The organism is Micromonospora sp. LZ34, assembly GCF_052981855.1.
On record NZ_JBRIQN010000162.1, the window covers coordinates 1 to 925 of the forward strand.

A 925-nucleotide genomic window follows, 5' to 3' on the forward strand; every position below is an offset into this window, starting at 1 on the left:
CCAGGGCCCCGGCAAAGTCGTGAGGGGTGTCCGGCTTGAGGTGGTTGGTGTAGACGCGCCCTGGGTGTGGGTAGCGGGGCGGGCATGGCCGTTCCAGAAGATCATCAAGGTTCTCGAGGCCTGTTGATCTATCTGAAGTGAGCCATGCCCGCGCTGCCATCATCGCTGATCTCATCGTTGTCGACCGCACCGCCCGGGTCTTCTGCCGTGGCCTCGGCTGCCGGCCTGCTCGCCGCGTTGGGTTCCCTGCCCGATCCGCGTGCCCGACGTGGGGTCCGACATGCTCTGGGTACCGTGGTCGCGGCGGCGGTGTGCGCGGTTGTGGCCGGTTACCGCTCGTACGCGGCGATCGGTGAGTGGGTCGCTGATCTACCTGCTGATACCGCGGCTGTGCTCGGGATCGACGCAGACCGGCGGCCGTCAGAGGCCATGATCCGCAGGCTGTTGCAGGCCCTGGACGCCGATCGGCTGGCCATGGTGATCGGAGCCTGGCTCGCCACACAGCTGCCCGCGCCGCCGGCGGGAACACGCCGGGCGATCGCCGTGGACGGCAAGACGCTACGCGGCTCCCGGACCGGCGACACCGTCGCCCGGCACGTCCTCGCCGCCGCCGACCAGGCCACTGGTGTCGTGCTGGCCAGCACCGACGTCGACGGCAAGACCAACGAGATCACCCGCTTCGTACCCCTGCTCGACCAGCTCGGCGACCTCGGCGAGGTCGTGGTGACCGCCGACGCCCTGCACTGTCAACGCGACCACGTCGCCTACCTCGCCGAGCGTGGCGCCCACTGGATTCTCACCGTGAAGGGCAACCAGCCCAACCTGCGCACCCAACTGGCCGCCCTGCCCTGGCGGGCAGTCCCCGACGCAGACCGCAGCACCTGCCGCGGCCACGGCCGCCGAGAGATCCGCACCCTGAAAATCC

The 925-nt window shown here is 69.7% G+C and carries 1 protein-coding gene; it reads left to right on the plus strand.

From position 1 onward, the window contains the following. Positions 1–207: 207 nt before the first annotated feature. The coding region (locus ACVCAH_RS37940; RefSeq protein WP_447141022.1) for an ISAs1 family transposase at positions 208–925 on the plus strand (718 nt) is incomplete at its 3' end.